The sequence below is a fragment of the Actinomyces sp. HMSC08A09 genome, assembly GCF_001807465.1.
Classification (GTDB): Bacteria; Actinomycetota; Actinomycetes; order Actinomycetales; family Actinomycetaceae; genus Actinomyces; species Actinomyces oris.
Genome location: NZ_KV789083.1, coordinates 1 through 26,758 on the forward strand (window position 1 = coordinate 1; position 26,758 = coordinate 26,758).

The window sequence follows — 26,758 nt, forward strand, 5'->3', positions numbered from 1 at the left end:
CGGACTGCCGTCTCCGACGCCACCCCCGCCCCCGGCGCCGCTGTCGCCGGGGAGGCTCCGGCGGCGGGCCGGACCGGACCGCCTCCCGAGCTGTCCGCCGAGCGCGGCCCCCCGGCCACCGCCCGAGCCCGGCGGGGCGTCCGGGCGGGCTCAGCGTTCCGGGAGGCTCCGGTATCGGGCTGTGCAGCGGCGGCGTCGGCCCCTGGCGTCTCCTCGCCCGGCGCGCTCACTTGCCGACGGCCTCGGTCCAGGTGTTCAGCCACTCCTCGCGGTGGGTGGTGATCTCCTTGGGCTCGACCTTCACCGGCGACTTCGACAGCGGCCCGAACTTCGTGAGGGCCTCGGGCAGGGCGGCGTCGGGCAGGACCGGGTACATGTACATCTGCCCGGGGATGTCCTCCTGGACGGCCTTGGAGAGCATCCACGTCACGAAGGCCTTGCCGCCCTCGGGGTTGGCGGCGCCCTTGAGGACCCCGGCGTACTCGACCTGGCGGAAGGCGGTGTCCAGCAGGGCGGAGGTGGTACTGGAGCTCTTGTCCTTGGAGACCGTGAAGGAGGGCGAGGAGGCGTAGGACACGACGATGGGGTAGGTGCCCTTGCCGCTGCCGGAGAAGTCGGTCTCGTAGGCGGCGCTCCAGTCCTCGGCGATCCGGGCGCCGTTGGCCATGAGCTGCTTCCAGTAGTCGGCGAAGGAGCCGGCGCCGAAGTGGCCGATGGTGGCCAGCAGCCAGGCCATGCCGGGTGAGGAGTTCGTGGGGTTGATGGCCACGAGCAGGCCCTTGTACTCGGGCTTGGTGAGGTCCTCGAAGGTCGCCGGGGGCGTCAGGCCCTTGCCGGTGAAGTAGCCGGTGTCGATGTTGAGGCAGACGTCGCCGACGTCGATGGGCGCCAGGGCCGGGGTGTCGGCGACGACGTAGCTCTCGGCGCCCTTGGGGAGGGTGACGGTGGCGGAGGTGTCGATGACGCCCTGGTCGAGGGCGCGGGTGGCGTAGGTGTTGTCGATGCCGAAGACGGCGTCGCCCAGGGGCGCGTCCTTGGTCAGGACGAGCTTGTTGACCAGGGCGCCGGCGTCCCCGGAGGTGGCGATCTTGAGCGTGTAGCCGGTCTCGGAGGTGAAGGCCTTCTGGAGGTCCTCCGAGACGTGGAAGGAGTCGTGGGTGACGACGGTGACGGTCTTGGAGTCGCCCTGGGAGCCGGCCTTCTTGCCCTTGCCGCAGGCGGCCAGGCTCAGGCCGACGGCGCCGGCGGCGGTTCCGGCGAGCAGGGCGCGGCGGCTGAGGGCCGGGTGGGGCCGGCCGGGGCGGTGGGTGGACTGGATGCTCATGTGTGCCTCCTGGATGGTTCTCCGGAGGGCCCGGCGACCATCTGCGGCGCGCCGGGGAGATGGTCTCGACTTCCTTCGCCGGTACTAACCGGAGCAGGTTCGAGGGTCTGCGGGCTTCCGCACTCTCAGCGCCATCGGCGGCGGCCCGTCGACCAGTGGCGGCCGGGCCGACGACGGGGCGCTCCCCTGTCGTTGCAGGTCAACTGTAGTTCGAGGGCGCCCGCTGACACCAACTCCATCCGGCCCGCGCCGCGCGCCCGAGCTCTGCCGCGGCCCCCACACGTTCACCTTCCCGCGCCATCGCCTTTCCGCGCGATCGTAGGGTAATCCGCGAGGTCGTACCTTTAACCCTCGACAGCGCGACCTACGGTACGACCGCGCGCCGAGCAGCCAGAGCCTTGGCCGCGACAACGAGTGGATCCGTGGGCTCCCGACCCAGCAGGTACGGAAGGTCATCACCCGTCCTGGCCAAGAACCCGTACCGGATGACACTGGCGATCGAGAGCATCAAGAACTGGCGGAAGGCCGGCATTCCAACCTCGGCAAGCAGCTGCCGGTACTCGCCCAGGCCGATGTCCCTCACCTCGCAGCCCAGGCGGCCTGCGACGTCGGCGGTGGAGATCGCTCTACTTCCCACTAACTCGTAGACCTTCCTCTCGTGCCTACCCGGGTCACTGAGGACGGAAGCCGCCGCACAGGCCAAGTCTTGCCGTGCCACCGCAGCCACGGCCCCAACCCCAAGCGGCGACACGATCCTCGCCGGCGCCCCACTTCGCCTCTCCCACGAGAGCGGAGCGCCGAGAATATCGGCGTAGACGCCGTTACGCAGAATGGTCCATGTCATGCCGCTGGCCATGGTGATTCCCTCGGTGACTCGGTGCGGCAGTGCCATTGACAGGTGGTCGCCCGCGCCAGTGAGGCTCGTGTAGACCAGATGGGAGACGCCGTCGCGCTCCGCGACCTCAACGGCAGCGCGGTTGAAGGCGATCTGACGGTCGTCCTCCTGTGCCCCGGCAGGCACCAGTAGCAGGGTGTCGACGCCGTTGAAATCCAGGCTGTCCGGGACGCTGAAGTCAACATGCCGTTGCCCCACCGACGGCGTGCGGCTGCCACCCACCACCGGAATGCCGCGAGCGCGCAACTCCGCCAGGACGGCTGAAGAGAACCGTCCACTCGCACCGGTCACCATGATCATGAGTAGGCTCCTTCAGACTCAACCGCGCCCCAGAAACCAGTTCCCGCGGCCACCGAACCTTCTGCGCATGAGCCTGAGGCATCGCGCACGCACCTACAAGGAGGCAGTTTCTTGTCACCGACACACAGCGATGTGACCACCGAAGACCCCAATCCGGAGCCTCTGGAGCGGTGCACCCGGGCGCACCGCGAGGATCCCGGCATCCAGGCGGTTCATGACCGACTGGGGGACAAGTGGTCCCTGCTGGTCATCGTGGAGCTGACGCACGGTCCACTGCGTTTCCGTCAGCTGCAGCGCGCCGTCGGCGGCATCTCACAGCGCATGCTCACCCTGACGGTGCGGCGTCTGGAGCGCGACGGGCTGGTGCACCGCACGGTCTACCCCACGGTTCCCGCCCAAGTCGATTACCGGCTCACCGAGATGGGGGCAAGCCTGACGCATCTGCTGAAAGCCCTTGCCGACTGGTCACTGGCGCACCGGAAGGACATCGCCCAGGCCCAGGCCGACTACGACCGCACCCACCCGGACAGGCCCGTGCGTTAGATCGCGGCGCGAGCCTCCCGCCCGGCCGGTCCGACCACCTCCCCCCAGGGAGGAGTCGGGGCACACGCCGTCGTCCGTAGGGTGGAGAGCCGGCTCCCACGAATCGTCCCAACGACGCTCACACCCACCGGCAGCCGCCTCCTAACCTGCTCATATGAGCGCAAGGCGGCACCAGCCGGCCCCGGTTCTATGATGAGCGCCGCCCCATCAGCACCCACCGTCCCGCGCCATGCCGGGAAGGCCCGCCTTCCCCGCACCCAGGACAAACCCACCCCCTGCACCACGAGAGGAAGCCGCCCCATGAGCACCCCCTGGTTCCTCCCCGCTCCGCTGGTCGACGTCGCCGCCCTGGCGCTGTGGTGGGGGCTCCTCAGGCTCTCGCGGCGCCGCGACAACCGCCGGCTTCGCAACGGACTCCTGTTCCTGCTCTTGGTCGGCGCCACGGTGAGAGCACTGCACCACCTGGCCTCCCTCATCCCCGTCCTCACGATCCCGGTGGGTCTGGGCAGTGTCGCCTTCTTCCTGCTCATCGCCCTCATGCCGTTCCTGCTCATGTTCAACGGCGTCGTCCTGATCCGCCGCGAGGGCCGGCGCCTGAGCAACCTGCTGTGCCTGGCGGCCGGCCTGGGACTCATCGCCACACCGATGGCCGCCGTCGCCCTTGTGGCCACCGGCAGCCCCTGGACCCTGCTGGTTGCCGCACTCATGTTCTGCGCCTGCGCCTACCTGGGCGCCTTCCTCCTCATCTTCCTGGGCCAGACGGCGGTGCAGCGGATCTGGGGCGGACGCCGAGCCATGCCGCACCCCGACGTCGTCGTGGTCCATGGCGCCGGCCTCATCAACGGGAAGGTCGGGCCGCTGCTGGGCTCGCGGATCGCCGGAGGCATCGAGGCCTGGCGCGATGAGGAGGCACTGCGCCCCGGGGTGCCGCTGCTGGTCATGAGCGGCGGGCAGGGCGCTGACGAGCCGGTCAGCGAGGCGCGCGCCATGGCCGACTACGCGATCGCGCGTGGCGTCCCGCCTGAGCGGATCCTCCTGGAGGACCGTTCGACGACGACGCGCACGAACATCTCCTACACGCGCGACCTGCTGGCCGAGCGCGGCATGACGGACCCGCAGGTGCTGCTGGTGACGAGCTCCTTCCACGCGGTGCGCACCGCGATCCTGGCCTCCGACATGGGGGTGCCGTGGGCGGTGGAGCCGGCGCGCACGGCCTGGTTCTACATTGTCAACGCCTGGCTGCGGGAGTACGTCGCCGTGCTGACTTACCGGCGCCGCCCCGCCCTGGCCTGCGCTGGTATCGCCGGGGTCTTCGCCGTGCTGTACGCACTGCTGGTCCTCGGCGCGCAGACGGGGCATATCGGCTGAGGGAGGCGGCCTTTCCCGCCCAAGAATTTCAGAACGATTGTTCTTGACTGACCGTTCCAGAACGTTTATTCTGGATTCATGGGACGACGACGTACCTTCATCGAGAGCGAGGCCATCAGCTCCGCGACGGCGGTCTTCGCCGAGCGCGGTTTCGCGGGAGCCTCTGTGGACGATCTGGTTCGGGCCACCGGCGTCAATCGCGCCAGCCTCTACGGGGTCTTCGGCTCCAAGGACGGGCTCTTCCAGCGCTGCCTCACCGAGGCGCTGGCCGCTCTGAGCACTGCAGCCACCCCCGACGATTCCGCCGACGCCGCAGGGGCGGGACGCGAGGATCTCGACCTGATCCTTGTGGCACTCATGGAGATCGCCCCCGGGGACCCGGCCGTGCACGAGTCCCTCGAGGTCGCTTTGAACCGGGCGGGCATCACCGCCGAGGCGCTCGGCCGGCGACTGCTGGTGCGGGCCGGCGCCACGACGTCGGGCTCGGCCCCATCAGCCCCGACGGCATCGGCCTCACCGCCGACGTGATCCGTTCCAGCCCCGCGCCCACCTGCCAGATCACCAGCTCACTTCCACCCAACCGACCTGCCCATGAGAGGAGCAGACATCATGAGTCGCAACACCGTCACCATCACCGACACCACCTTGAGCGTTGAGCCGCACGGGCTGGACAAGATGTGGTCCTACACCTCCCGGCTGGAGATCCCGCTCGCGCACGTGCGCGGCGCCACGCACGACCCCGGTCTGCGCCACGAGCCCAAGGGCTGGCGCGGGCCCGGACTGCAGGCCGGCAGCAAGCTCTCCGGGACCTTCCACGCCGAGGGCACCGCGCAGTTCTGGAACATCTCCGGTTACGAGAACACCCTGGTCGTCACCCTGGAGGACGAGCGTTTCACGCACCTCTACCTCACGGTCGACGACCCCGCAGGCTTGGCCGCACAGATCAACGCCGCCATCCGCCCAGCCCAGGCGTGAGCCCAGGCCTGGGCCGCCGCCTCATCCAGGCAGCGGCTCGGCACCACACACCACGACACCCATCACTCTCCCGCGCGTTCGTGGAGCAGGGCACTGCTTCGAGCCCTGACCCCCGAACGCGCGGCGCACGGTACGACCACCCGGGCCTGACGGTTGGCGCCACGCGGACGGGCACTGGCTGCGGCGTCAGATCAGGAGGTGCCACACACTCCGACACGCTCACACACGAAGGGGGAGGCCACCTCCAAGCGCGGGTCCGGCGGCTGGCGTCACGCGTGCGGGACTGGCTGCTGCGCCGTCGTCCCGGGAGGCGCCACACACTCCGACACGCTCACACACGAAGGGGTAAGCCACCTCCAGCCGACTGACTCAACCAGATTGCTTCAGCCCCACCTTCTTTGAGGATCTCCAGGTTCGCCAGCAGGCGACTCCGACCAACAGAACTAGCGGCCCGATGACGCCTGTCGCGGAGCCGGCGTTCGTCCACATCGCCACCAAGGGCAGGGGCACGAGGAGTAGCACGGCACTGACAGCCGCGGCGAAGGACTTTGAGTGAAGCGCCATCAATGCGCAGGCAATGACGGCAACAGAAGCCAGTGACAAGACTCTTCCCGAACCCGACCAGTTGACAGCAACAAATAGCGCAGCGAATACAATGACAATGACATACGTCAGCAGGGCACTCACACTACTGTTCTCTCGCAGCATTCATGCACCTCCATCAAGCAAGCGCGGCGCCTACTCTTCAGCAGACGAACCCACCGGCCGTAGATCACTCGACATCCTGACCATTCGAGGAGGATCAGGAAATTTCCAACACCTCACAAAGGAAGGTAACAGGGCGAACTGACGAGTACAAGGCACCTGCCACTCAGTTTTCTGGGAACCACTTAGGCTCTCCCTGAAACGTCTTAACAATCCAATGCATTGATGCTATCTGCCCCGTTCGTTCAAGCGCCTGGCGCCACGAGAATCCCCTCCCACCCGGGCGCGGCAGTTGGCGCCACGCGGGCGGGCACTGGCTGCGCCGTCGGCCCGGGTACGGCATGATCGGGACAGAACGGGCCGACACCGTCGGTCCGCCGCCAGCACGCAGGCACCCACGACACCGCCCGGCCCGGGCGCAAGGAGGACTCATGAGCGCACAGGACCCCGCCGAGATCGACCAGACCACCGACTTCATGTGGAAGGCGACCGCGGCCGTGGCCACGCTGGCCTCCGGGTTCGTGGCTGAGAAGGTCGTGGCGCTTGGCTGGCGGGCCATCTCCGGCAAGCCGGCCCCGCGCGAGGAGGACCAGCTCCTCAACTACAAGCTGGCTGAGATCGTCACCTTCGCCATCATCTCTGGCGCCACCGTCACCCTGGTGCGCGAGCTCGGACTGCGCCAGGCCGCCAAGTGGTACAGCGCCCGCCGCCCCGACTCCCCCTACGCGATGCGTGCCATCAGCGCCTGAGGACTCCGTCAGTGCCGGCCCCATTGCGGGGTCGGCACGCTTTTTTGGTGGCCCCGTGTCACGATTGGCGACTTTTCCCGCCCGAGCGCCGTTCGCGGGGGGCCTCCGCACACTCGGCACCACGGTGTCTGCGCAGGTCAGAGTCGGTCTCCGGGGATCCAGTCGAGCTCGAGACCGTCGGCCGCTCCTTGAAAAGTCGCCAATCGTGACACTTTTCCTCTACCGCGCCTCAGCCGCCTCGCTCCGCCAACCCACAGGTAGGCTGACGGGAAGCGCCAACGGTGTGCCGCGCAGGCGACCCTCCGGGGCGCCACCGGCCACCTCCCAGCGCTTCCGCCTTTGCCTTCGGAGACCTGAGGAAACCCGCCCCGATGAGTGCCGTGCAGATCGTCTGTGTCGTCATCGTCGTCATCGCCACGACGATCGGTATCGCAGTTTTCGCACGCGCCTGTTGCACTATTGGCGCCCGCATGGCCGTGGGCCGCGCAACCGCACCGGAGCGCCTGCGCCCGGTCGGCCGGCGCCTGGCGCTCACGCTGGGGGCGCTCGTAGGCCACACCGCCTTCAAGGGTCGTCCCTTCGTCAAGGCCGCCCACTGGCTGGTCATGGTCTCCTTCCCCCTGCTGTTCCTCACGCTCGTGGCCGGCTACGGGCAGGTGCTGGGCGGTCCCGACTTCGCGCTGCCGCTCATCGGCCACGCCGCCTGGTGGGCCTGGGTCATCGAGATCATCGCCTGGCTGTCCACCTTCGGGATCGTGGGGCTGACAATCCTGCGCTGGCGCCTGACCCGGGCCGGCCGGGCCGCCCCGCCCTACGCCCCGGACTCCGACGGCGGCAAGCGCCCGCGCACCTCCCGCTTCGCCGGCTCGACGTCGGCCCAGGCGAAGTTCGTCGAGGCCACCATCATCGGCGTGGTCGCCTGCGTGCTGGCGCTGCGGATGCTGGAGCACGCCCACCTGGCCGCCTCCCCCGACCCGGCGCAGCGGGCCCTGGCCTCCTGGACGCACTTCCCCCTGACGGCATGGACCGGCCCGCTGCTCACCTCCCTGAGCGCCGGTGCCCTGGCCAACGCGATCCTCGTCGTCGCCACCATCAAGGTGGTGCTGTCGATGACCTGGTTCGTCGTCGTGGGACTGCAGCCCTCGATGGGCGTGGCCTGGCACCGGTTCCTGGCGATCCTCAACGTCTACGCGCGCCGCGAGGTGGACGGCTCCAAGGCCCTGGGCCCGCTCCAGCCGCTCATGGTCGGCGACGAGCCCCTGACCGAAGCCACCATGGACACGCTGGAGGAGGCCATGGAGGCCGCCGACTCCGGCGAGGGCCCCGAGGTGCGCCTGGGCGTGGGCCGCATCGAGGACTTCACCTGGAAGGGCCTGCTGGACTTCTCCACCTGCACCGAGTGCGGCCGCTGCCAGGACCTGTGCCCGGCGTGGAACACCGGCAAGCCCCTGTCCCCCAAGCTGTTCGTCATGGCGCTGCGCGACCACCACGCGGCGGCCGCCCCCTTCCTGCGGGCCGCGAACGCCCTGGGGGTCGAGCCCGACGACGTCACCGAGGAGATGGTGGCCTCCCGCCCCACCTCCGGCGGGCTGGTCGGCAAGGCGCTGGGCATGCATGACGGGCTGGCGCGCGAGACGAACCTGGGCCTGGAGCCGGGCACCGCACACACCGGCGACGTGCTCGGTGCGCTGCTGGCGGCCAAGGCGGCCCCCACCGAGACGGGTGTGGCCACGCGGCCGGCGCCCCTGGCCGGGGAGGTCATCCCCGCCGACGTCCTGTGGGCCTGCACCACCTGTGGGGCCTGCGTGGACCAGTGCCCGGTGGATATCGAGCACGTCGATCACGTCGTCGATGTGCGCCGCCAGCAGGTGCTCATGGAGTCGGCCTTCCCCAAGGAGCTCGGCGGCATGTTCCGCAAGATGGAGTCCAAGGGGAACCCGTGGGGGCTGCCGGCACGCAAGCGCATGGACTGGGCCAAGAACCTGGACTTCGAGGTGCCGGTCATCGGCGACGACGTCGAGAGCGCCGCGGACGTCGACTACCTGTTCTGGGTGGGTTGCGCCGGCGCCTACGAGGACCGGGCCAAGAAGACGACGCGGGCGGTGGCCGAGCTGCTGCACACCGCGGGGGTGAGCTTCGCGGTGCTGGGCGACGCCGAGACCTGCACCGGCGACCCGGCCCGGCGCGCCGGCAACGAGATCCTCTACCAGATGCTCGCCGCGCAGAACGTGGAGACCCTGGGCGAGGTCGGGGCGCAGAGGATCGTGGTGACCTGCGCGCACTGCTTCAACACGATCTCGCGGGAGTACCCGCAGATCGGGGGCCGCTACGAGGTCGTCCACTACACCCAGCTGCTCAACCGCCTCGTGCGCGAGGGCCGGCTGCGTCCGGCGCCGCCGCAGGCCGCGGGTGGTTCGACGGCGCCCGACGCCCCATCCGCCTCCGCCGCCCTGGCCACACCGGCACCCGCCACCGGGCAGGACGGCGACTCACCGGCCGGGGACGCCCCGACGTCGAGCACCGAGGCCGCCGAGCCGCAGGCCAAGGCCCCGGCGGCGCCGTCGGGCGGGGAGACCGCCAGCAAGGCAACGGGCGAGTCGGTCATCCCGACGGTCACCTACCACGACGCCTGCTACCTGGGCCGCCACAACCAGGTCTACTCCCCGCCGCGCGAGCTGCTGGAGGCGACCGGCGCGACCACGGTGGAGATGCCGCGCAGCCGCGAGCGGGGCTTCTGCTGCGGCGGCGGCGGGGCGCGCGCCTTCATGGAGGAGACCATCGGGACGCGCATCGCCGTCGAGCGCTCGCGCGAGGCCATCGGCACCGGCGCGCAGGTCATCGCCACGGCCTGCCCCTTCTGCACCACGATGCTCTCCGACGGCGTCGCCTCCGAGGGCGCCGACGTGCGGGTCACGGACGTGGCCACCCTCATGCTGGAGGCTGTGCGCCGCGGCGGGGAGTAGGCGGACGTCGGCCTCACCCCATCGGCTCGGCCGGGGACATCCTGCGCGTCCGGGGACCGGAATCCGGTCCCCGCACGCGCGAACCGCACCCGACCGCAGAGAAATGTCACCGACGGCGTCGAATGCCCCCGGCCGCGCCGCAATGCCTCTGCACGCGTCGATCGTCCCCGGTCGATGAGCGGCACCGCAGGAACTGGCCTACGTCTCGGTGCCCGCCTGGCTCAGTCCGCTGCCGACGCCCTCACCCAACCGGCCGTCGCCTCCCTCACCAAAACCCTCACCGCGCTTGCTCGCCCGCAGTGCCTCCCAGTACTCCAGCCGCTCACGGATGCGGCGCTCGTGGCCGTTGGCAGTGGGTTCGTAAAGGGCCTGACGCTCGACGCCGTCGGGCAGGTAGTCCGCACCGGAGAAGCCGTCGGCCGTGTCCAGGTCGTACTCGTAGCCCTCACCGTAGCCGAGCTCCTTCATGAGTCGGGTGGGGGCGTTGAGGATGTGGGCCGGCGGTATGAGCGAGCCGGTCTGGCGGGCCAGGCGCACCGCCCGGCCGTAGCCGCGGTAGACGGCGATGGACTTGGGCGCGGTGGCCAGGTAGACGACCGCCTGAGCGATCGCGAGCTCCCCCTCAGGCGACCCCAAGCGCTCGTAAGCGTCCCAGACCGCCAGCGTCACCTGGAGGGCGGCGGGGTCAGCCATGCCGACATCCTCGCTGGCAAATCGCACTAGACGGCGCGCCACGTAGAGCGGGTCCTCGCCCCCGCCCAGCATGCGCGCCAGCCAGTACAGAGCGGCGTCCGGATCGGAGCCGCGCATCGACTTGTGCAGGGCGGAGATGAGGTTGTAGTGCTCCTCGCGGGACTTGTCGTACAGGGGAGCCCGGGAGGCGATGACGCCGCGCAGCCCTTCAACGTCAAGTGGTTCCGGGCCGCCTGCGTCCTGGGCGGCGAGGACCTGCTCAACCATGCCCAGCAGGTAGCGGCCGTCGCCGTCGGCCATGGACAGCAGGGCGGTGCGGGCATCCTCAGTCAGGGCGAGACTGCGACCCGTCAGGGACTCGGCGCGCGCCAGCAGCTCGGTCAGGGCGGTCTCGTCCAGGCGGCGCAGGACCATGACCTGGCAGCGAGACAGGAGGGCGCCATTGAGCTCGAAGCTCGGGTTCTCGGTGGTCGCGCCGACCAGGACGACTGTTCCGTCCTCGACATAGGGCAGGAAGGAGTCCTGCTGGGCGCGGTTGAAGCGGTGGATCTCGTCGACGAACAGAAGTGTGCCCTGCCCGATCTCGCGGCGGCGGGCCGCGGCGGCAAAGACCTTGCGCAGGTCGGCCACCCCGGAGAAGGTCGCCGAGACCTGCTCGAAGACCAGGCCAGTGCGGTCGGCCAGGAGCCGGGCGATCGTCGTCTTGCCGCAGCCCGGCGGACCCCACAGGATGATCGAGGACAGGCGGCCGGACGCGACCATGCGGCCCAGCGGGGCGTCGGTGGCGAGCAGCTGGTCCTGGCCGACGACGTCGTCGAGCACCCGCGGGCGCAGCCGGTCGGCCAGCGGGCGGGACGGGTCGTCGACGAAGCCGGAGCCATCGGGGCCAGCAGCGTCAAACAGCGAGAGCGAGTCCGGTTCGGGCGTACGGCGAGCCATGCCCCGAGCGTAGGACCTGGCGGTGACATCAGTGCCGACGGTCGCCCGTCCGACCACCTCGACCCGCACCGTCCCACTCGGCCCTCCCGCATCCACGGGGACAATCCCGTGCAGCCGGGGACATCACACGCGGTGGGGGACATTCCCCTCCGGCCGGGGACATCTTGCGAGTGCGGGGACCGGATTCCTGTCCCCGCACGCGCAAACCGCACCCGACCGCAGAGAAATGTCACCGGCCGCGCCGCAATGTCCCCGCACGCGTCGAATGCCCCGGGCCTGGGCAGTACGTACACGATGACGGAACGCCGGAGAACTACACACCGCCCGCCAGGCAGGACAATTCCCACCATCGGGCTGACATGGCCCCTCCACCCGGGGGAGACTACGAGGTGCACGGCCCCACTGCCGACCCCCGCACACGGGGCCGCCCGCGACACGACCGGCAGGACCGGCGGCGTCCCACCACGGCGCCTCCACTCGGGAGGACACCCCATGACCTTCACCTACACGCTCACCTGCACACTCGACACCACCACGGCCCTCCCACCCGTGGCCGGCAGTGAGGAGCAGCGCGCCTACTGGGTCACCCCCACCATCCTGGCGTGGCCGCTGTCGCTGCTGCCCCGGGGGATGGACCGCGAGGTCGTCGTCACCGACGCCGGTCCCCCCCTCCCCGGCTCCGGCCTCGCCCTGCGTCTCATCACGGCGCCCGACGGCGGCGCCGCAGCCATCCACGGTCGGATCCTGGGCGCGGACGGCATGCCCGCCCCGACGGTCACGCCGCTGCGCATCGTTGGGAACCTTCCCGACGAGGTCCTCGCCGCGCACCCCCACCTGGAGGGCTACATCGCCCTGAGCGCGACCGACGCCGCCGGCACCCCCCTGCTCGACGACGCTGCCGTCGCCTCCGCCCTGACCGGCCAGGTCGCCATCGCCCAGTACGTCGGGCTCCCGGACCCCACCGAGGCCGCAGACGTCAGCGACGCCCACCTCGACGCCTTCACCGGGGTGCAGACCGCCATCCTCCTGGACCATCTCTACGCCGAGGCCGCCACCCGCGCCGAGCTGGGCGTCACCTTCACCGGCGGCCTGCCCTCGTTCGCCCTGTGGGCGCCCACCGCCCAGGCCGTGACCCTCCTGACCTGGGAGACCGGCGACCGGCTGGGGTCGGTGCCGGAGGTCCCCGGCCCGCCGCGACGCACCCCGGCGGTGCGCACCAGCGACGGCCGCTGGGTCGTCACCAACCGCCCCGACCAGCCGGCCGACGTCGCCGCGAGCGCCCCCGGCGGCGAGCCCGCCGCCCCCATCGCCGCCGGCTGCCAGTACCTGTGGGAGGTGCGGGTCTACGTGCCCAGCACTCGACGCGTGGAGACCAACGTCGTCACCGACCCCTACTCGACGGCGCTGACGACGGACTCGACCCGCTCGGTCGCCGTCGACCTGGCCGACCCGCGCCTGGCCCCCGAGCAATGGGCCACCACCCGGGCTCCGGCGGTCCGCAACGACTCGGCCCGCAGCATCTACGAGCTCCACCTGCGGGACTTCTCCGCCGCCGACGGCACCGTCCCGCCCGAGCTGCGCGGCACCTACCGGGCCTTCACGGTGGCGGGCTCGGCGGGTGTGCGCCACCTGACCGAGCTGGCCCGGGCCGGTATGAACACGGTCCACCTGCTGCCCACCTTCGACATCGCCACCATCCCCGAGCACCGCTGCTCCCAGCGCCACCCCAACATCCCCGACGGCGCGCACCCGGCCTCGGCCGACCAGCAGGCGGCCATCGCGGAGGTGGCCGACCACGACGCCTACAACTGGGGCTACGACCCGCTCCACTGGGGCGCCCCCGAAGGCTCCTACGCGACCGAGGGCCACCAGGACGGCGGGGCGCGCGTCGTCGAGTTCCGCGAGATGGTGGGGGCCCTGCACGACCTGGGCCTCCAGGTGGTCCTCGACCAGGTCTACAACCACACGGCCGCCTGCGGGCAGGACCCACGCAGCGTCCTGGACCGGGTGGTGCCGGGCTACTACCACCGTCTCGACGCCGTCGGGCGGGTGACGAGCTCGACCTGCTGCGCCAACACGGCCACGGAGAACGCCCTGTGCGCGCGCCTCATGGTCGACTCGGTGGTGCGCTGGGCGCGCTGGTACCGGGTCGACGGCTTCCGCTTCGACCTCATGGGCCACCACCCGCGCGCCGTCATGGAGCGGGTGCGGGCGGCCCTGGACGAGCTGACGCTGGAGGCCGACGGCGTCGACGGCCGCTCCATCTACCTGTACGGGGAGGGCTGGAACTTCGGGGAGGTCGCGGGCAACGCCCTGTTCGTGCAGGCCACCCAGGGCCAGCTCGACGGCACCGGGATCGGTGCCTTCAACGACCGCCTGCGCGACGCCGTCCACGGCGGGGGCGCCTTCGACCCCGACCACCGCGTCTTCCAGGGCTTCGGCACCGGCCTGCTCACGCAGCCCAGCGGCCTGGACCACCGTGGCTGGAACGAGCAGTCGGCGGATCTGGCCCACCGCACCGACCTGGTGCGCCTAGGTCTGGCGGGCAACCTCAAGGACTACGTCATGACGATCTCGGACGGGTCGGTGCGCCGCGGCATCGACCTCATCCACAACGGGGCGCCGGCGGCCTTCGCCTCCCACCCCCAGGAGAACGTCAACTACGTCGACGCCCACGACAACGAGACGCTCTACGACCTGCTGGCCTACAAGCTGCCCCAGGGCATGCCGGTGGCCGAGCGGGTGCGCATGAACACCGTGTGCCTGGCCACGGTGGCGCTGGCGCAGTCGCCGGCCTTCTGGAGCGCGGGCACCGAGCTGCTGCGCAGCAAGTCCCTGGACCGGGACTCCTACAACTCGGGGGACTGGTTCAACGCCATTGACTTCACGGGGCAGTCCAATGGTTTCGGGCGGGGTCTGCCGCCGGCCAGCCGCAACGAGGGCTCCTGGGCGATCCAGGGGCCGCTGCTGCAGGACGACTGGCTGCGGCCCTCGCCCGAGGAGATCGCGGCGGCCCGCTCCCAGGCCCTGGATCTGCTGCGGCTGCGCGCCTCGACGCCGCTGTTCAGCCTGGGCTCGGCCCGCCTCATCCAGGACAAGCTGAGCTTCCCGGGGGCGGGCTTCGGGGCGCCGGCGGGAGTGATCGTCATGCTCATCGACGACACCCGGGGCGGCAGCGACGTGGACCCCGAGCTCGACGCCGTCCTGGTGGTCTTCAACGCCTCGGGCCAGACGCTCACTCAGCCGCTGCCCGAGCTGGCGGGCCGGGACTTCCGCCTCTCCCCCATCCAGTCCGAGGGGGCCGATGAGGTGGTGCGCCGCACCGGCTTCGACCGTGCCAGCGGGACGATCTCGGTGCCGGCGCGCACCGTGGCCGTCCTGGTGCAGCCCCAGAGCCGCTGAGGCGGCGCGCTCGTTCCCGGGCGGCTCCCCGACGAGGGAAACTGTCACTTGTGACGACTATTCCCCGCCCCTAGGTGCCCCACCGCAACCAGCACACCGTCCTGACCTGGGCAGATGCTCGCAAGCCGCGGAGGACCAAGGAGGCGATCAGCCCAAAATGTCGCCCACAGTGACACAAAGCGGCCCCGGGCGGCTGATTCAGGGGGGCATGCGCGGGTTCAGTACCCACCTAGGAGGTCGGCGGGGTCGACGACGCCGCCGCGCATGCCATACAATATTCAGCATTTCTCAAAACGACACACAACGTTATAAATTGGCCACCAACACGGCAAGACTAGCCGACACACACATTTTGAGAACAACCATCACGATTGATTCGACACAGTAGAGCCATAGATGAATAACGCAATCCTCGATCTTGATCCAAAAAACGCCGACATCCGCTATCTTTCCTCCGCGAAACTACAAGGATTCAACCTGGATCCACAGCATGGTGGATACAATGGCGGCATTCTTGGAGCCTCTTTTGGGACCTCATCGAAAAGTAAATCCAACCGTCGCCTCCTATCTGAGGCGTACCGCACAATGCAGAAGCAAGGATCAATAGGGTACGTATCTCCTCCTTCACCAGGAGGATACCTTCTTACCCGCATGATCGGGTTCTGTTGCGTTTTCGAATCAAACCACAGAGGGCAGTTGCCGCATTTAATCGACACAGCATGGTGGATAGGAAATTCGGAGCAGTACAACATTATTACATACGGATATCGAAAGAACCTAAGCGCACAGGGAACACACCCACCTAGCGACCAGCTCAGCAACATAATGCTCGCCCCCTCCTGGGCAAGGACGCCGTCGGATATTCTGAACTTAATTACGGTAGCGTCCGTCGCAGACAACACCAATGACGATTCCATTCAGAAACTTAACATCGGATCACGCGAAGACAGGGAATATATGGGATGGACTTTTCTAGAAGCCTTTGACCGAGGAAGGAAATTAGAACCACGGGGAGTCTATGAAGTACTGATGAGGGTTGACGGAATCATCGACAACCGAGACATGGACTACAAGCCCTTACGTGACTATCCTACTGTTTTCGGTAGTCCAGTTGCCGTCACCCGGACCTGGATTCCAATACCGGGACGGTATTGCATCCAGAAACACCCCGAACTTCACGCTACATTCATGCTTGCAGACTGGGATGGCGACGACTGGAAAAATATCGGATGGTCAAAACTGGGAAGTGAAGAAGGTGAGCAGCCCACGACACTACCTGCCCCCACTCAAATACACTGCACCCCCCAACTGGACTCCATCCTCTCATTAAATCTTGGCACCAGCCAGCCAACACCCGCTTGTTCAACACAGCCACAGCTATCAAGTCTGTTCTCCAGAAATAATGAGGAAGAAGACTAGGCTGTTCATTTTGCAGCGTTGCAGTCAGTTCAAATGCAGGACATCAGCGGGGTCGACGACGCCGCCGCGCAGGGCCAGCAGCACGAGCTGGATCCGGTCGCGGCAGCCAGTTGTCGACAGCAGGTGGCTCACGTGAGTTGTGACCGTGGGCATGGACAGCCACTTCCGGTCGCAGATCTCCTGGTCGCTCAGGCCCAGGGCGATGAGCGCCAGGATTTCGCGCTCGCGCTGGGTCAGGCCCGCGACCTGCTGGGAGGCCTCGGCGGCCCGGAGTGCCTCGACTGAGTCCTCGGAGGCGTGGCGCCCGGCCCCCTCCCTGGCCCGAACACCACTGACGTGGCCGGTGCGCGCGGCGGTGAGCAGCCGGCGTGTGGGCCCCGGGGAGATGACGGAGCTGCCGTCGTGGACGGCACGGATCGCGGCGGCGAGCTCCTGGGGTGGCGTGCTTGTGAGCAGGAGGCCGGAGGCACCGGCCTCGATGGCATCCATGACGGGGGCGTCGGTGTCGGAGGTGGTCAGGATGACGACTCTGCCGGTCGCGCCGCGGGCCATGAGCTCGCGGGTGGTGGCCGGGCCGCTCAGGCCCGGCATCTGCACGTCAAGGAGGAGGACATCGGCCGGGTCGGCGGCGTTGCGCGCGAGCGCTTCCTTGCCGTCGGCGGCCCGCCAGATGATCTCCATGTCCGGCTGCGCCCCCAGCAGCGTGGCCAGGCCCATGATGTGCAGCGGCTCGTCGTCAGCCAGACCCAGGCGGATCACAGGCACCTCCTCTTCTTGACGGCAACTCACCGGAAGTATCCGCCCTTCCGGTTCGGCCGGTGCGGTTTTGTCCTGATGAAGTGCCGACGACGCCCTGCGAGGTTCGCCATATCAGAGTGATTGGCTCTCACTGTGGGCAGGCGGGGAGCCATACCGCCACCCACCACCCCGGCGGAGCCGGCCGATCCGACCCCGCCGGCGCCCGGACCTCACGCGCCCTTGGCGAAGTGGTTGAGCAGGGAGTCGATGTCCTGCTGCATGCGACCCCAGCGCACGATATGGGCGCCGGTGTCCTCGTAGCGCTCGTAGCCGATGCCGGCGCCGTCGAGCGCCTTCTCGAAGCTCTGCTGGCTGGGCAGCACGACGCTCTCGTAGCGATCGCTCTCAGTCCCGGAGACCAGGAAGACGCGCTTACCCCGGTAGCTCTCCACATGCTCGACCGGATTGTCCGCGCTCACCCGCGCCTGGTCCCACGGGATCCCGTAGATGGTGCCGCCCTTGAGGTCGGTGGCTCCGGCGGTGAAGTTCGCCCAGTGGACCACCGCCCCGTCCTGGATGCGCAGGTCGGCCGGCCCCGAGTGGCTGGAGACCGACGCGAAGAGCTCGGGGTACTTCGCGGCGTACTTCAGGGCCCCGAAACCGCCCATCGAGAAGCCGGAGACCGCGCGACCGGAGGCCTGCCCGGTGGTGGCGAAGGTGGCATCGACCCAGGGGAGGAGCTCCTTGATGTGGAAGGTCTCCCAGTTGCGCGGACCCACGTTGGAGGACTCAGGGTCGCAGTACCAGCCGGCCGCCCCGCCGTCGGGCATGACGACGATGAGGTCGCGCCCCGCGGTGTGGTTGCGGATGTCGTACTTCGTGTCGAAGGTCGAGTAGTTCTCGCCGCCGCCGTGCAGCAGGAAGAGCACCGGGTAGCGGCGCGAGGTGTCGTAGCCGTCGGGCAGCAGCACGTTGACGCGTGGCAGCCAGCCGATCGACGACGTGGCCAGCTTGTAGTACTGCATGCGGCCGTGGTCCTCGTGCTCGGCCACCGTGAGGGCGGCCTGGGCCGGGGCCGAGCCGGCGACGACGGCGCCGCCCCCGATGACGGAGGCGGCGGCGAGACCACCCACCCCCTTGAGCAGGGTTCGGCGGCTGAGCCGATGGGCGCAGGCGCGGCTGGACTGAAGGTGGGATGGCGAGTCGGCGGGCGAGGTCTGTGCACTGAAAGGCATGGCATGTCCTTGGATGTCGACGGTGACGGGTATGGCGGGGCGGACCTGCCGCCCCGGGGACCGGCCGGCTGACGGGCACCGGCCGACCCTTGCGACAAGGCCTCACGGCAGCGCCTCCATCGGCACCCACCTATGAGACTTGTTTCACACCATACGCTAACCGTTCGGTTAATACCACCCCCTGTCGCCGCCGCCCCGAAGGACCTCAGGCGTCGAGCAGGGCGCGCAGGTTGCGCACGTACCGCTCGAGGGCCACGCACTCGCACACGCCACCGGAACCGGCACTCCGACAGGCGAACTGGCAGGCGACACAACCTCACCTCTTAAAGGCGACGACGCCGGCAGGTAGGCACCACACGCCCGACCGATTGGAACGCACAAGCCCGGCAAAGTCAACGAAGCCGGTCGCGGTTGCGCCAGTACAGTGACTGGATTCACTATCTGGTCGGTAGAAATAGCTGCGAGAGACGAAGTGTCTCGATAGCGTCGAAGCATGAGATCTGCTCGCGACTTCATGCTGCTGACCCCTCCGGAGCAGATTGAGACTGCTCCGCCCCTGGGTGACGAGGACTCCCTCGGCCCTGACCCCGACCACCCCTTCATTCCTCCTGCGCTGTACCTACCCTCAACCGGAGTACCCAACGCGCAGGGCCCGGAGATTGAGTTGCGGCGCATGAGAGACGGCCGGATGGCCCTGCTGGCATACACGGCCGTCGACCGCCTGGTGAAGTGCATGGGACCCAACCAGCCGTGGGCACTGCTCCTCACGGAAAACCTCAACGACCTCGCCGAGAAACAGCCCTTCGACGTCATCATGCTGGACCAGCGCATACCCCAAGAGCTCTGGCGCCAAGAAGAAAGGAGATACTAGTGGCTAAAACACTTAAAATGAGTTATGACGACGCGGAAGTCATCAAAAAAAACTTCTACAGCGCTCAAAGTGATTTTGAAGAGAATAAAGACACTATGCCGGAAAGTGTTGACGGCGGCGACGGCACAGACTATATCGTTGAATCAATAATTAAGATAGCTAAAGATGCCGGATATGTTGCACTTGCGTCAAAACTTGGCGGAGACAAAATGGCAGGGGCGATAGATAAAATTAAAGGGGTTGATGAAAGTGTTGCCCAAACATTCAGGGACATGGACAAGAAGGTAACGTCATGAGCGATAATGGGAATATCGATGTCACGATTCCTGGAAGCGTATCATCTGTCGACAATGCTGCTCGCTACTTGGAAAATTTACGCGACGACGCAAGTGACGGAAGCGGCATGCTTAACCGAAACGCAGTAACTTCCGGGATGGGCGGCGAAACCGCCCTCGCTGTTGGCGCATACGCAAGTTCTCTACGAGACGCCGGAAACGACATTTACACCCGCGCTAAGGCTGCAGCTGTTGTGTTTCGATCCTTTGCCGATCAACTCTCATACCGAAAAGACGACATGAAACAGCACCTGGAAACCGCCAGGCAATCCAATCTGACAGTGAAAGGAAACATTATTGAGTACCCGGCGACAGTTTCACCCCCCGGCGAATTTCCAAAGAATGGGACCTCACAGCAAAAAAATGACTGGTACAAGGCAGACGATTCTTATGGGGAATACACTGCAAAGGTAAGAGACTTTGAAATGATAAGAGGTCGCGTAGAGGCGACATTCAAAAAGCTCAATGATTGGATTACCGAGAATCTAATAAAAGCAAAAACCGACGCATTAAACGACACCGAAATGGGGGCAGTTAGAGACTTCGTACTCGGAGCATCAGGCAAGGCCGGAGAACTAGTCCTGGAGAACAAGTATACAAAAGCTGGAGATGCACTTAGAGGCCAGGCGACTGTATTGGCCAGGGAACTCGCAGCCAAAAGATCAGAGAATAAGTCCGTGAGAACGAAAAGCAGACCTCCAAGCGACAAAGCAGTTGCTAGAAACATGGGCAGAGGAAAGCCAAATACTCTCAGTGACACCGCGGATGGTCTCGAGTACGTTGGTGGTCTCATGAAGAAGCTTGCAGGGCCATCACTGACTCTTGCAACTGCAGCTTACGATCTTTATAACGGACAATCACCAAGTAAAGTTGTCATCACCACAGCCACCGCGTTGGCAACTGATGCAGGAGTTGTTGTGGCAGCTGCTGCTCTTGCTCCCGAAGCCTCAGCTCTCGCCGTTGGCGCTACCGCGGTTGCCGTTGGCACCGTTGTTGTGACTGGGGTGGGATATGCTTACGAGTATGCTGTTCCTCAAAACATTCGAGGGAAGATCGATCACTTCATTGAAGAACAAGGAGAGCTCAACTTGGAGGAGTGGGAGGATGTCAAGAACGAGGTTCACGACGGCTGGGATTGGGCAAGCAGAAAATTATCTCACGGCTGGAAGTCTGTCGTTGGCTGAATCCATTGAAGCAAGCTCCCTCAGCAGAAAAGGGTGTGCGTGAATTACGTGAATAAGGTTCATTCGTGCGATCGAACCGACTTAAGCCGCCTGCATGAATCCTACTTTTTTAGCCTACCGGCTATTATGTGCTTCGGTGCAGCCATTCTGTTTATTAAGTTGATCCCCGCTCCTATGCAGATTCTATACCTGGGGATCGGCTTGTCCCTCACTTCATATGCCATCAATCGAAATATGCAGTTCAAGTTCGCTCAGCACTCCTACAAAAAATGGAATGCTAGACCGGACTGCATTGAGTTCGGTCCATGCTGTTTCTTCAACTTGTGGAGCATTCTGACGATAGTCATTCTGGTACTTACCATAGTCACCGCGGCCTGGCTGACGTATTTTGGTGGAACATCATACTCAAGCCGGACACAATTAAGAATCGCGATGATGGCCGGGATCTTACTGATCTTATCATTACTTAGCCTGCTTTCATTACCATTTGGGAAATGGACGAAGCCTGAAATCGTTATCGACTCGATCGGAGTTCACCTATGGCCCGCTGGGCGCTATCGAACCATGATCCCTTGGGCGGCACAGCCGAGAGTTTTGGGCTGCGTGAGACATAACGGCACGCCCGTTGCTCTCATAGAGACCAGAACCAACTCATTTTACTATTTTCCGATGTTCACGCTCCCCCTGGGGTACGTCCAGTTTCAAAGAGTTCTTGAGTTTTACTCAGGTTACGCTGATGCGCGTCGAAGTATCGGTACGCCGCAAGGCCTTGTACACGTACGAAGCCTCATGGATTTTCCGGTCTCTGAAATAGCCAAGGACCTGCATAGCCAGTGAACATCGACGTTCTATCGACTTGAACTGCCGCCCAACAGATCATCACCTCATCTCAAGAGGAAACCTGTTTGTATGACTGTGTTTCAGAAGCTCTCCCCCACGGGCGGAGGCGAGTCCGCAGCGCAGAATTATGGACGCGCAGACCAGTTGAGGGGCCTGGAAGCATTCATCATGCTGATAGCCGGGGTCGGCCTGGCACTCCTGTCCTTCACCTATCACTCATCCTCTGCTTTCATGGCGTGGATGCTGCTCATGGGCTGCTCCAGCATCGCTTACGGGCTCCACAGATACATCATCTACGCTCACATCCACCAGGCAGAACGCCGTTGGCACTGCGATGGAACTCGCGTCGCATTCGTCCCGCCTTGGCTGTGCGAGACCGGCGAGATTCTCGTGAACTCAATGATGACCCTGTCATCACTGCTTTCTCTGTGTTTTGCAGTACTCTCCGGCCTCAATGAACCAGGTGACACCAAGGCCTTCTGGCTCTCACTCCTGACGAGCGCCTTTTGTGCATTCACATGGGCGTCCACTCCCCTGTATCGTCCCGGATCTCCCGTCTTCGAGGCTTCTCCTCACGGCATTCATCTGCGGACAGCAGGGCTTCGCCGCACATTCGCCTCCTGGGACTCATCGCCTACGTTCCAAAGATACGGAACAATACGAGGGGTCCCTCGCGTGACCCTGGCAACGAGTAGCGAGACGATCTACGTATCAATAGGTGGCATACCTCTCGGCTGCGAACAGCTACACAAGCTCTTGGTGTTCTACCGCGATCATCCTGAACTTCGTGATGAACTCACTCAGCAGCGCGGCCTGGAACGGGTCCGGGAACTGATGTACGCCTCATTGAATGAGGTGGAAGCAGGTCTCGCCAGGGAACGCACACAGTCCGCGAATCAACCGGCCCCCTCACCACCCCCACTCCGGCAGCGTCCATCGAGACCTCCAGCATCACGGTCAGCCGCTGAACCACCCACCTCAGCCGGCAACGGGGGCGATACGACGTCAGCCGAATGACCACCAGCCCCCTCGGCCGAGCTCCAGCCACTCAGCCTCAGGCGTCGAGCAGGGCGCGCAGGTTGCGCACGTACCGCTCGAAGGCCACGCGCCCCTCAGGGGTCAGTGCCAGGTAGGTGGCAGGACTGCGCCCGGAATAGGTCTTGTTCTGCTGCACGTAGCCCGCCCCCTCCAGCTTGGACAGGTGCGTGGACAGGTTGCCCGCCGTCATGTCCAGCAGCTCGCGCAACCGCGGGAAGTGCAGCTCGTCGCCAACGGGCACGGCGGCCAGGGTCGCCATGATCCGCAGGCGGGCCTGGGCGTGAATGACAGGGTCAATATCGACGGCGGAGGCCGTTGCAGCAGCGAGGACTTCAGCTCCGGCACCGGCCGACTCCGCCAACTCGGCCAACTCAGCCGACCCTTCTGCCCGGCCGGCACTCTCCGACCTCTCGGGCCGCTGCACCCCCGCCCCTCCGGTCACCTCACGCACCTCGCTTCGATTCTGCGGCAGCAGCGACGACAGCGGCCACCAGCATGCCGCCCCCACCGGCCACGGACATGATCCACCAGGCCCAGGGCATCCCGACAATCGTGACCACGAGGGTCACCAGGAGGATCCATCCGCCCAGGACGCCCATGACCGCCTCATTCCACAGTGCGGCACTCATGAGGAAGATGACGCCGACGACGAGGCAGGGCACGGCGTTGGACACCACGCTCATCACCTCATTGGCCTCACTTGTGTTGAGGGTGCCCAGGAAGGCGTTGACCCGGCTGAGGATAATGGCCCCCAGCGGCATCCCGAGACTCCAGGCGAGACCGTAGTAGGTGCCCTCGCGACTGCTCCGACCGCGGATGCCGCGCGTCTTGGGGACGATGTAGGCGAAGGTGAACAGCAGGGCCGCCGCGAGGCAGCCGCAGAAGAACAGGTACGGCGCCGTCGGCAGGCTGTAGTCCGCCTCGCGGTAGAGGGCCAGAGCGGCGTAGCCGACCAGCCAGGCCAGCCCCCAGGCGGTCAGGAGTGGGGTCGCCTTGATCTCGTGCCGCTTGAGAAAGGCGCTCCGCTGGGCCTCGACGACGGCGAGCGCCTCATCGGGCCCCGCCGGAATCCGCTGATCCTCAGTGGCCGCACTCATGATGAACCTCCTCGTCAACAGTGGTTTGCGTTTCAAACCAGCTCCAGGATAGCGCCCATTGGTTTGTGTTGCAAACTACTTTGAACAAGCCAACGCCGCCGCGCGGCTCCTTCCGGCGTAGGAGGGTCCACCCAGGCTCTCCCCCTAGAATCGGCGTCATGACAGATGCGGCACCAGGGTCGCCCCCGCCGACAGGCGACCTCGACCACGCCTCGACGCTCACCTCGCCTCCTGGCGAGTCCCCCACCGCCGTCGACCAGCAGGCATCTGCGGCAGCCGTCCCGTCGGCCACCTCGTCCACCTCCGCGCCCTCCGCGGAGTCGACCTCCACCTCTCCTGTCGGCATCCCGGTCATCGGGGTCGCCCCCATGGCCGAGCCCACCCCGGCCTCCGGCCCTGCCGCCCCCCGCTCAACAACGCTCCTGGTGGACACCACCGCGCACCGCCTGCGCCGCACGGAGGACCTGCTCGACCTGACCCTGACGCTCCTGGGCATCTTCGCCGTCCTCGTCCTGGCGATCTACGCCCACGAGACCACCACCGGCGTCACCCAGGACGTCCAGAACGCCCTGGCGGTGGTACTGCGCCGCATCCTCGTCTTCCCCCTGCAGACCATTGAGGGCCTGGTCACCTTCATCGTGCCGCTGGCGGTTCTGCTGGACCGCGTCCTGCGCCGCTCCTGGCGGTCCTTGGGCCAGGCCGTCCTGTCGGGGATCGCCGGCCACCTGGTCGCCGTCGCCGCCATGACCGGCCTCGTGGCCTGGGGCCCCACCGCCCTGGTCATGGGGCTGACGGTCACCGCCTCGGGCACCGCCCAGCTGGGCATCTCCACGGTCTTCGCCTCCATGGCCGGCCTGCTCACGGGCGCCGGCGACCGCAACAGCTCCACCGTGATGCGCTCGGGCTGGGCGTCCCTGTGGGTGGTCCTGGGCATGGCGGTCCTGCGCGGCGCCCTGACCCTGCCGGGCGCGGTGCTGTCCCTGCTGCTGGGCCGCGTCGTCGGCCTGCTGGTCCGTTACGTCTTCGGGGTCGAGGACCGCCGCGCCCACGGGGTCACACTCGTGCGCGCCCTGCGCCGGGCCGGGATCGACGCCGTACGCGTGGTCCGTATGGACCGCGCCCCCGAGGCGCGCGCCTGGGTCGTCACCACCGACGCCCCCCTGGGCTACACCGAGCAGGTGCGTGAGCAGGTGCGTGAGCAGGTGAGCGAGAACCCGCTGGCCCCGGCCCCGCAGGAGCCGGCGGGCCTCGAGCCCACCACCGACGACGCCTCCGCCCCCACCGACGCGCAGGTCACCGACGCCCCCGCCGGCTCATCGAGCGGCGAGACCGCCTCCCCCCTCGACTCGACGCCGTTGGACACGGCCGGGACCGGGGCGCCGGCGGGCGCGAACACAATCAGGCCGGCCACCGACGTCGACCTGGCCGCGGTCCTGGCCGAGGCCTCCAGCGAGGCCCTGTCTCAGGAGCGAGCCTCGGTCCACCGCATGTACGCCGTATGGGACTCGGCCGGTGAGCGCCACAACGTCACCCTCCTCGACGCCGACCGGCAGGTGGCCGGATTCCTCTCCAACATCTGGGACCAGATCCGCGTTCGGGGCCTGTCCCCCACCCGCGACCTGTCCCTGCGCCCGGCCGCCGAGCACGCCGCCCTCATGACGATGGAGGCCCGCCGCGCCCGCGTGCGTACCCCCGGCCTGCTGGGGATGGCCGAGGCCGCCGAGTCCGTGCTGCTGGTGACCGACCACGTCGTGGGCGCCCGGTCCATCAGCGACCTGGGGGCCGAGATGGACGACGACGTCCTGGACCAGCTGTGGAGCCAGCTCCAGCGCGCTCACGCCGCGGGGCTGGCGCACGGCAGCATCGACGCCTCGAGCGTCGTCGTCGATGAGTCCGGGCGGCTGTGGCTCCTGGACTGGGCCTCGGGCGAGACGATCTCCACCGAGCTCTCCCGCCGCGTGGACCTGGCTCAGGCCCTGGCGCTGACGGCGCTGGCGGTCGGTGCCCAGCGGGCCATCGACGCCGCCTCCCGCTCACTGACCACCGCGCAGCTGGCCTCGATCGCCCCCATGCTCCAGCGGGTGGTGCTGCCGCGTCAGACCCGCGAGGTCATGGGGCGGGGCGGAGCGAACCGGCAGGTCCTCCAGGATCTGCGCGTCGCCCTCGTGGCGCTGACCCCCACGGCCGACGCCGAGCCGGCCCGCCTCAACCGCTTCTCCACGCGCGTTGTCCTCATGGCCGTGGTGGCCCTGGTGGCGGTGTGGACACTGTTGGCCCAGCTGGACTTCCAGCAGGTCTCCGCGGCCGTCTCGCAGGCCAACATCTGGTGGATGCTGGCGGCCCTGTTCTTCTCGGTGGCGACCTACGTGGGCGCGGGGCTCACGCTGGTGGCCTTCAGCCCCGAGCGGCTCTCCCTGTGGCGCTCCACCGAGGTGCACCTGGCCAGCGCCGTCGTCTCACTCGTGGCCCCGGCCGGTGTGGGCGGGGCGGCCATCAACCTGCGCTTCCTCAACCGCAAGGGAGTGCCCACCGCGGTCGGCGTGGCCACGGTGGCCCTGGTCCAGGTGGTCCAGTTCGTCGTCACCGTGGTGCTGCTCGTGGTGCTGGCGGCCATGACCGGCCAGTCGACCGGACTGACCCTGCCGTCCGGCTGGGTGCTGGTCGCCGCGGGCGCCGTCGTCGTGGTGGCGGCGGTGGTCCTGACCATCCCCAAGGCGCGCACCTGGGCCTGGGCCAAGATCGAGCCCACCTACCGCCAGGTGTGGCCGCGGCTCGTGTGGGTCATGTCCAACCCGATGCGCCTGGTGCTGGGGGTCGGCGGCGCGCTCATGCTGACCCTGTCCTACATCCTGTCCTTCAGTGCGAGCCTGTGGGCCTTCGGCTACACGGTGCCCTTCGCGGTCCTGGCCATCACCTACCTGGCCTCCAACACGGTGGGCTCGATCGTGCCCTCCCCCGGCGGTATCGGGCCGGTCGAGCTCGCCCTGACCGCCGGGCTCGTCGCCGCCGGCGTCCCCTACGGCGTGGCGCTGTCCACGGCGATCGTCTACCGCCTGGTGACCTTCTGGATCCCGATCCCGGTGGGCTGGCTCAGCCTCCAGCGCCTTCAGAAGGTCGGGGATCTGTAGGCCGACGGCGGTGACCG

22 protein-coding genes and 1 riboswitch are annotated in these 26,758 nt (G+C 67.1%); of the genes, 13 read left to right on the forward strand and 9 right to left on the reverse strand.

What is annotated here, in order from left to right:
• The 3 genes from HMPREF3165_RS13465 to HMPREF3165_RS01045 form a co-directional block, all read right to left on the reverse strand.
• A partial coding sequence (locus tag HMPREF3165_RS13465) for a hypothetical protein (protein WP_218079035.1) occupies positions 1-230 on the reverse strand: 230 nt, incomplete at its 3' end.
• A complete protein-coding gene (locus HMPREF3165_RS01040; RefSeq protein ID WP_070510179.1) occupies positions 227-1,324 on the reverse strand; it encodes a thiamine ABC transporter substrate-binding protein in 1,098 nt (365 codons plus the stop codon). The genes HMPREF3165_RS13465 and HMPREF3165_RS01040, both read right to left, overlap by 4 nt.
• A 53-nt stretch (positions 1,325-1,377) precedes the next feature.
• Positions 1,378-1,522: riboswitch (TPP riboswitch) on the reverse strand.
• 166 nt (positions 1,523-1,688) lie between these two features.
• A complete protein-coding gene (locus HMPREF3165_RS01045) occupies positions 1,689-2,519 on the reverse strand; it encodes an NAD(P)H-binding protein (RefSeq protein WP_070510182.1) in 831 nt (276 codons plus the stop codon).
• 111 nt (positions 2,520-2,630) lie between these two features.
• On the opposite strand from HMPREF3165_RS01045, the gene HMPREF3165_RS01050 reads away from it, so the two are divergent.
• The 4 genes from HMPREF3165_RS01050 to HMPREF3165_RS01065 all read left to right on the forward strand — a co-directional run bounded on the left by HMPREF3165_RS01050 (position 2,631) and on the right by HMPREF3165_RS01065 (position 5,405).
• Positions 2,631-3,062 carry a winged helix-turn-helix transcriptional regulator gene (locus HMPREF3165_RS01050; RefSeq protein WP_070510185.1) on the forward strand — a complete coding sequence of 144 codons (432 nt, stop codon included), beginning with the start codon at positions 2,631-2,633 and terminating at the stop codon, positions 3,060-3,062.
• A gap of 300 nt (positions 3,063-3,362) precedes the next feature.
• Entirely contained in the window at positions 3,363-4,430 is a 1,068-nt protein-coding gene (locus tag HMPREF3165_RS01055; RefSeq protein WP_070510188.1) for a YdcF family protein, read from the forward strand.
• A 78-nt stretch (positions 4,431-4,508) separates the two neighbouring features.
• Complete coding sequence (locus tag HMPREF3165_RS01060) at positions 4,509-4,958, forward strand: TetR/AcrR family transcriptional regulator (RefSeq protein ID WP_070510191.1); 450 nt, start codon at positions 4,509-4,511, stop codon at positions 4,956-4,958.
• An 81-nt stretch (positions 4,959-5,039) separates the two neighbouring features.
• Complete coding sequence (locus tag HMPREF3165_RS01065) at positions 5,040-5,405, forward strand: hypothetical protein (RefSeq protein WP_003788709.1); 366 nt, start codon at positions 5,040-5,042, stop codon at positions 5,403-5,405.
• A 369-nt stretch (positions 5,406-5,774) separates the two neighbouring features.
• Here HMPREF3165_RS01065 and HMPREF3165_RS12560 read toward each other — a convergent pair whose 3' ends face one another.
• Positions 5,775-6,092, reverse strand: coding sequence for a hypothetical protein (locus tag HMPREF3165_RS12560; protein ID WP_256274695.1), 318 nt, complete (start codon positions 6,090-6,092; stop codon positions 5,775-5,777).
• 449 nt (positions 6,093-6,541) lie between these two features.
• Here HMPREF3165_RS12560 and HMPREF3165_RS01070 point away from each other — a divergent pair, with 449 nt between their 5' ends.
• The gene (locus HMPREF3165_RS01070; RefSeq protein ID WP_070510195.1) at positions 6,542-6,859 is read left to right on the forward strand and encodes a DUF4235 domain-containing protein; all 318 of its coding nucleotides are present in this window, start codon (positions 6,542-6,544) and stop codon (positions 6,857-6,859) included.
• A gap of 371 nt (positions 6,860-7,230) precedes the next feature.
• Complete coding sequence (locus HMPREF3165_RS01075) at positions 7,231-9,822, forward strand: (Fe-S)-binding protein (protein WP_070510198.1); 2,592 nt, start codon at positions 7,231-7,233, stop codon at positions 9,820-9,822.
• 198 nt (positions 9,823-10,020) lie between these two features.
• Here the strand turns inward: HMPREF3165_RS01075 and HMPREF3165_RS01080 are convergent, their stop codons facing one another.
• Complete coding sequence (locus HMPREF3165_RS01080) at positions 10,021-11,454, reverse strand: replication-associated recombination protein A (protein ID WP_070510210.1); 1,434 nt, start codon at positions 11,452-11,454, stop codon at positions 10,021-10,023.
• Positions 11,455-11,946: 492 nt separating this feature from the next.
• Here HMPREF3165_RS01080 and pulA point away from each other — a divergent pair, with 492 nt between their 5' ends.
• Positions 11,947-14,856, forward strand: a complete 2,910-nt coding sequence (gene pulA / locus HMPREF3165_RS01085) for a pullulanase-type alpha-1,6-glucosidase (protein ID WP_070510201.1) — start codon at positions 11,947-11,949, stop codon at positions 14,854-14,856.
• A gap of 396 nt (positions 14,857-15,252) precedes the next feature.
• Positions 15,253-16,275, forward strand: coding sequence for a hypothetical protein (locus tag HMPREF3165_RS13105; RefSeq protein WP_003788694.1), 1,023 nt, complete (start codon positions 15,253-15,255; stop codon positions 16,273-16,275).
• 24 nt (positions 16,276-16,299) lie between these two features.
• On the opposite strand, the gene HMPREF3165_RS01090 is transcribed toward HMPREF3165_RS13105, so the two are convergent.
• Positions 16,300-17,034 (reverse strand): response regulator, encoded by a 735-nt coding sequence (locus tag HMPREF3165_RS01090; protein ID WP_003788692.1) that lies wholly within the window; start codon positions 17,032-17,034, stop codon positions 16,300-16,302.
• A 209-nt stretch (positions 17,035-17,243) separates the two neighbouring features.
• On the reverse strand, positions 17,244-18,248 hold the full coding sequence (locus tag HMPREF3165_RS01095) for an alpha/beta hydrolase (protein WP_003788690.1): 1,005 nt from the start codon (positions 18,246-18,248) through the stop codon (positions 17,244-17,246).
• A 493-nt stretch (positions 18,249-18,741) separates the two neighbouring features.
• On the opposite strand from HMPREF3165_RS01095, the gene HMPREF3165_RS01100 reads away from it, so the two are divergent.
• Genes HMPREF3165_RS01100 through HMPREF3165_RS13115 form a run of 4 tightly spaced genes read left to right on the forward strand, consistent with a single transcriptional unit; the run spans position 18,742 to position 21,475 of the window.
• Positions 18,742-19,119 (forward strand): SAV_915 family protein, encoded by a 378-nt coding sequence (locus HMPREF3165_RS01100; protein ID WP_003788689.1) that lies wholly within the window; start codon positions 18,742-18,744, stop codon positions 19,117-19,119.
• A complete protein-coding gene (locus tag HMPREF3165_RS12565; protein ID WP_003788687.1) occupies positions 19,119-19,415 on the forward strand; it encodes a hypothetical protein in 297 nt (98 codons plus the stop codon). Before HMPREF3165_RS01100 ends, HMPREF3165_RS12565 begins: the two co-directional genes overlap by 1 nt.
• Positions 19,412-20,638, forward strand: a complete 1,227-nt coding sequence (locus HMPREF3165_RS13110; protein WP_141744981.1) for a hypothetical protein — start codon at positions 19,412-19,414, stop codon at positions 20,636-20,638. The genes HMPREF3165_RS12565 and HMPREF3165_RS13110 overlap by 4 nt, the downstream gene beginning before the upstream one ends.
• A 39-nt stretch (positions 20,639-20,677) precedes the next feature.
• Complete coding sequence (locus HMPREF3165_RS13115) at positions 20,678-21,475, forward strand: hypothetical protein (RefSeq protein WP_020992123.1); 798 nt, start codon at positions 20,678-20,680, stop codon at positions 21,473-21,475.
• 1,057 nt (positions 21,476-22,532) lie between these two features.
• Here HMPREF3165_RS13115 and HMPREF3165_RS13470 read toward each other — a convergent pair.
• Together HMPREF3165_RS13470 and HMPREF3165_RS01110 are read right to left on the reverse strand one after the other, a co-directional pair.
• Positions 22,533-22,877 (reverse strand): winged helix-turn-helix domain-containing protein, encoded by a 345-nt coding sequence (locus HMPREF3165_RS13470; protein ID WP_003788681.1) that lies wholly within the window; start codon positions 22,875-22,877, stop codon positions 22,533-22,535.
• An 82-nt stretch (positions 22,878-22,959) separates the two neighbouring features.
• The gene (locus tag HMPREF3165_RS01110; RefSeq protein ID WP_070510204.1) at positions 22,960-23,613 is read right to left on the reverse strand and encodes a hypothetical protein; all 654 of its coding nucleotides are present in this window, start codon (positions 23,611-23,613) and stop codon (positions 22,960-22,962) included.
• A gap of 158 nt (positions 23,614-23,771) precedes the next feature.
• Here HMPREF3165_RS01110 and HMPREF3165_RS01115 point away from each other — a divergent pair, with 158 nt between their 5' ends.
• Complete coding sequence (locus tag HMPREF3165_RS01115) at positions 23,772-26,741, forward strand: lysylphosphatidylglycerol synthase transmembrane domain-containing protein (protein ID WP_070510208.1); 2,970 nt, start codon at positions 23,772-23,774, stop codon at positions 26,739-26,741.
• Positions 26,742-26,758 lie beyond the last annotated feature (17 nt).

Excerpts from the sequence above, each read along its gene's own strand:
- HMPREF3165_RS01040 (WP_070510179.1), bottom strand. The coding sequence starts at position 1,324 with ATGAGCATCCAGTCCACCCACCGCCCCGGCCGGCCCCACCCGGCCCTC.
- HMPREF3165_RS01045 (WP_070510182.1), bottom strand. The coding sequence starts at position 2,519 with ATGATCATGGTGACCGGTGCGAGTGGACGGTTCTCTTCAGCCGTCCTG.
- HMPREF3165_RS01055 (WP_070510188.1), top strand. The coding sequence starts at position 3,363 with ATGAGCACCCCCTGGTTCCTCCCCGCTCCGCTGGTCGACGTCGCCGCC.
- HMPREF3165_RS01060 (WP_070510191.1), top strand. The coding sequence starts at position 4,509 with ATGGGACGACGACGTACCTTCATCGAGAGCGAGGCCATCAGCTCCGCG.
- HMPREF3165_RS01065 (WP_003788709.1), top strand. The coding sequence starts at position 5,040 with ATGAGTCGCAACACCGTCACCATCACCGACACCACCTTGAGCGTTGAG.
- HMPREF3165_RS01070 (WP_070510195.1), top strand. The coding sequence starts at position 6,542 with ATGAGCGCACAGGACCCCGCCGAGATCGACCAGACCACCGACTTCATG.
- HMPREF3165_RS01075 (WP_070510198.1), top strand. The coding sequence starts at position 7,231 with ATGAGTGCCGTGCAGATCGTCTGTGTCGTCATCGTCGTCATCGCCACG.
- HMPREF3165_RS01080 (WP_070510210.1), bottom strand. The coding sequence starts at position 11,454 with ATGGCTCGCCGTACGCCCGAACCGGACTCGCTCTCGCTGTTTGACGCT.
- pulA (WP_070510201.1), top strand. The coding sequence starts at position 11,947 with ATGACCTTCACCTACACGCTCACCTGCACACTCGACACCACCACGGCC.
- HMPREF3165_RS13105 (WP_003788694.1), top strand. The coding sequence starts at position 15,253 with ATGAATAACGCAATCCTCGATCTTGATCCAAAAAACGCCGACATCCGC.
- HMPREF3165_RS01095 (WP_003788690.1), bottom strand. The coding sequence starts at position 18,248 with ATGCCTTTCAGTGCACAGACCTCGCCCGCCGACTCGCCATCCCACCTT.
- HMPREF3165_RS01100 (WP_003788689.1), top strand. The coding sequence starts at position 18,742 with ATGAGATCTGCTCGCGACTTCATGCTGCTGACCCCTCCGGAGCAGATT.
- HMPREF3165_RS13110 (WP_141744981.1), top strand. The coding sequence starts at position 19,412 with ATGAGCGATAATGGGAATATCGATGTCACGATTCCTGGAAGCGTATCA.
- HMPREF3165_RS01110 (WP_070510204.1), bottom strand. The coding sequence starts at position 23,613 with ATGAGTGCGGCCACTGAGGATCAGCGGATTCCGGCGGGGCCCGATGAG.
- HMPREF3165_RS01115 (WP_070510208.1), top strand. The coding sequence starts at position 23,772 with ATGACAGATGCGGCACCAGGGTCGCCCCCGCCGACAGGCGACCTCGAC.